Source organism: bacterium (assembly GCA_035527515.1).
Classification (GTDB): Bacteria; B130-G9; B130-G9; order B130-G9; family B130-G9; genus B130-G9.
Genome location: DATLAJ010000100.1, coordinates 1 through 3,710, shown reverse-complemented (window position 1 = coordinate 3,710; position 3,710 = coordinate 1). Strand labels below are relative to the sequence as shown.

Here is a 3,710-nt window from a genome sequence, read left to right as displayed (position 1 = left end):
GACAGTGGATAGCGGAGATACATCATCACCGTGAGGCGGATCACCTCAGGCGAGCTGTTGAAATAGCGGAATGGATTGCGCATCGCCGAAGGCTAAGGACCCTCGCCAGGAGGCTCAAGCCAGTTTACTCTGACAATGCCGCTTACTGAAAAGCTCGCGGATCGTGCGCTGATTATATCTGACGGCTCCCTTGTTGACCGACGTCTGAAAGACGAGTTCCGCAAGCAGCAGTTCTCTTTCGGCGCATTCGAATGGCGGCACGTCGGCTTCATTGGTGGGCGCAATACTCTGACACCAATTTGGGAAGTCATCCGACAGGGCAGGTCCTAAGGACAGAAGGCCCAATATTATGGACGTTCGCGGCCAGCGAAGAGTCGTGATGCGTCTTGCGGCGATGCGCGCCTCATCCACGACCGGACCGCAGAATTGCCGAACAGAGAATTTGGGCTCGATAGTGCGCCACGATTCTCCGAAACCTGCTCTCTGTGATCGCTCTCGCCAACTTTGGCGTGGCTAACTCGCGGATACTACGCGACAATCTCGGAGGGCGAGATTTCTCTGTAAAAACAGATGACTAGCTGGCGGAGCGGACTTGATTCGAACTCGTGGTTCGGTCGTCGAAAACTTGCCTTTGAAATCTCGGCACAATTTCCCTATTTCCCCGCCGAACTCGGCTTCAGAGAAAATTTCGCGCCTTAGGTGCTGAGTGCCCGTCTGCGACTTGGTCTCCGTGGTCCGCCTCAGGCTGCTTGCCCCTCTCGGCAACAGAGCACTGAATTGAAGCGAAAAATGGCATTGGCCTGCGTTGCTATGCAGGGTTGAGAGGCGATAAGCTTCGCGAGGGGCGGTTCCACACGTGAAATAGCGGTCACGATTTGCCGAGCCTACGCCGCCGTATCCTCCTGGAGGTCGAGGCATGAGCGCAGCAATGTCGATCTCGGAGCAGCTCCGACCTCTGGCTGACCGCATGCGGCGCTTGGCGCCCCACACGCACCAAGTTGTCAAAGTCACGGCTGAACTTGCGGGCGAGGACAAAGCCAATTCGTTCGCACTTGCCCGCGAGGAAGTTCTCAAGTGGCTCCGAGCACGTGTTGGCAATCTACCTGGCGAAGCCTGGGCGGGCGAGACATTCGAACATATGACGCCGGGTCGCTTTGCTGCCGGTGTCCGCATCGACTTGGACGATGGGGAGTACTGGTGCACTCGGTGTGATGACCCCGACAAGGACATTCCGGCGCGGACATGGACCACTGAGATGTCATTGGGCAGGCGGGGCAATCGGGCGATCTTCGGCCTAAGACTCGTTATGGCAACAACCGAAGCAGAACCGGCTTACACACCATCGGTCCCGGGTGTTATCCGCCAGCTTTCAGAAACCCCAGGTCTTTTGCAGCATGACAGGCAAGTGTCTGCAGAGCCTATGGTTGTCGATGATGACGAAAAACTCAGAGGTCTTGTGCGTTTGCTGCTGGATCCGCGCCGAACGAGGCCCGCCTATGTGGTTTCGTTGGACGAGGGCATCACGGATCTCAGCACGGCGGCAATCGATTGTAGGAACCTTGCAAGGCGTTGTATTGGGATTGCCCATGTCAGCGTGATCACGGGCCCGATGACCTATGGGTTGTCGGATTACCTGGGCAAGGACCTATCCACGTTCCGCGGTGCTGTCCGTACATATCGTCCAGGAATGACAGGGGGGGACGACCCATACCGGCATCCGTTGGCCTTTCGACCACGGATCGCTCAATGGCAAGAGGTCGGTCCAGAAGCATTTGTCGATCTACTTGTATCTAATGCAGCCGCCGCTTCCATCGTTGCTATTAGCGATGAAGGCGAACTGCCGCCCTTCACGCGTGCGCGCCAGATTGGTCTGCAGAAAACCCGACAGCACCGACAGGAGGAAGGTGCCGACACTGATTCCCTATTAGAACTGGCTCAGGAAGAAATCGACGAAAAACAAGCCGAAATCGACGAGCTTCAATCGCTTGCAGTCGACGAAGAAAAAAAGTGCATCTCTGCCGAGCAACAACTGACATTTGTTGAAGGCAAGAACGAGTGGCTTCAACGGCGTGTGATGGATCTAGAGGGGGCTCTGGAATCTGCAGGCAGACCGGTTTCAGAGGAAGCTCTTCCTCACACTTATGACGAATTAAAGAACTGGGCAGACCGCACGCTAACGGGTCGTGTCCATCTTACCCCCCGCGCCCAGCGCGAGGCGAAGGATGCAAGCTTCAATGATCCCGAGCTTGTCCATCGCTGTTTGCGGGTTTTGGGTAACGAGTACTGGCAAATGCGGACTCAAGGAGGAAACGAAGCCCAATCCAGATGCGACGAGGCGTTCAGCAATCTCGGAGTGAGAAATGAACGAACTGGCCAGGAGCATCTTTTACGGGAACAGGGCGACACGTTCGTGATTCCCTGGGGCCCGAGAAAAGAGAAGCGCGAGTTAGCATGGCACCTAAAGAATGGTGGCAATACGCGCGACCCCGAGCGCTGTTTGCGTATCTACTATTTCTGGGACGATGAGACTGAGCAGGTTGTCGTCGGGAGTCTCCCTGGGCATCTCAAGACGCGGGCCAGCTAGAAGAACGGCGCCGATGTCTGCCCGAGCACGCGTAACCGGACCGCCAAATTGCCAAACGGAGAATTTGCGGCCCACAAGGTAGCACCGTTCTCCAGCCCGAGCGCCCTCGACGTTGCCCGGTTCGACCCGGGAGCCGCCCCTGGCGACTATAGGCACGACCTGGCAGATTTTTACCGGACAGTCCCCTAGCAAAGCGTCGAGATGATTGCGCAAGGAGAGCGGTTGATGATCACGCTTTATGCCTTCGGGAAGGCTTTCGGGCTTCCCGACGTGAGCCCCTTCGTCACCAAGGTGGAAACGCTGCTGAAGATGGCAGGCCTAGAGTACGTTATCGACACAAGGGGCTTCAACAAAGCCCCGAAAGGCAAGCTCCCCTACATTGTTGACGACGGCGAGACGATCGCGGACTCGACCTTCATTCGTTGGCACCTGGAGGAGAAATACGGGATCGACTTCGACAAGGGGCTCGATGACGAGCAGCGGGCCATCGCCTGGGCCTTCGAGAAGATGCTCGAAGATCACGCCTATTGGACGGTCCTGCACGCGCGCTGGGTCGACGACGAAAACTTCGATGCGGGGATGAGACAATTCTTCAAGCGTATTCCCCTCCCGATGCGGCTCATTATTCCACGTGTGGCGCGCAGGCAAATCAGAACCGAGCTCTACGGCCACGGCATGGGGCGTCACTCGAAAAAAGAGATTGTCACGCTAGGCGAAAGGTCACTCGATGCGGCGGCCGCTTTTATTGCCGGCAAGCCGTTCATGATGGGAGACGCGCCGACCGGGCTTGACGCCACGGGGTTCGCGTTTCTCGCAGCCTCGCTTTGCCCGATCTTTGAGACGCCGCTCCGAGATGCCGTCGAGCGCCACGACAACCTCAAGGCCTATGTTCGACGAATGGCTGAGCGGTACTATCCCGAGAACACCGAGATCATCCGCTGGGCAACATGACGCGCAAAGCGCCGCAGATAAATTCGAACGGCATTCCATCCCGCTCATCGAAAAGCCTAGGCCGCTGATGGCGACCTGCTAGGGATCTGAAGCATGCTACCAGGGATATTCGTGGCCGGTGTGATTGAAGAACTTGCCGGACTGCTCAGGCCCAAGGGTCGCGATAAGACGCCTC

The 3,710-nt window shown here is 57.2% G+C and carries 2 protein-coding genes; both read left to right on the top strand.

Features of this window, described 5'->3' with window-relative positions; genetic code table 11:
• The first annotated feature begins 916 nt into the window (after positions 1 to 916).
• On the top strand, positions 917 to 2,584 hold the full coding sequence (locus VM163_07505; GenBank protein ID HUT03719.1) for a hypothetical protein: 1,668 nt from the start codon (positions 917 to 919) through the stop codon (positions 2,582 to 2,584).
• Positions 2,585 to 2,809: 225 nt separating this feature from the next.
• Positions 2,810 to 3,535 (top strand): glutathione S-transferase family protein, encoded by a 726-nt coding sequence (locus VM163_07500; GenBank protein HUT03718.1) that lies wholly within the window; start codon positions 2,810 to 2,812, stop codon positions 3,533 to 3,535.
• Positions 3,536 to 3,710 lie beyond the last annotated feature (175 nt).

Coding starts and splice junctions, on each gene's coding strand:
- VM163_07505 (HUT03719.1), top strand. CDS start 917: ATGAGCGCAGCAATGTCGATCTCGGAGCAGCTCCGACCTCTGGCTGAC.
- VM163_07500 (HUT03718.1), top strand. CDS start 2,810: ATGATCACGCTTTATGCCTTCGGGAAGGCTTTCGGGCTTCCCGACGTG.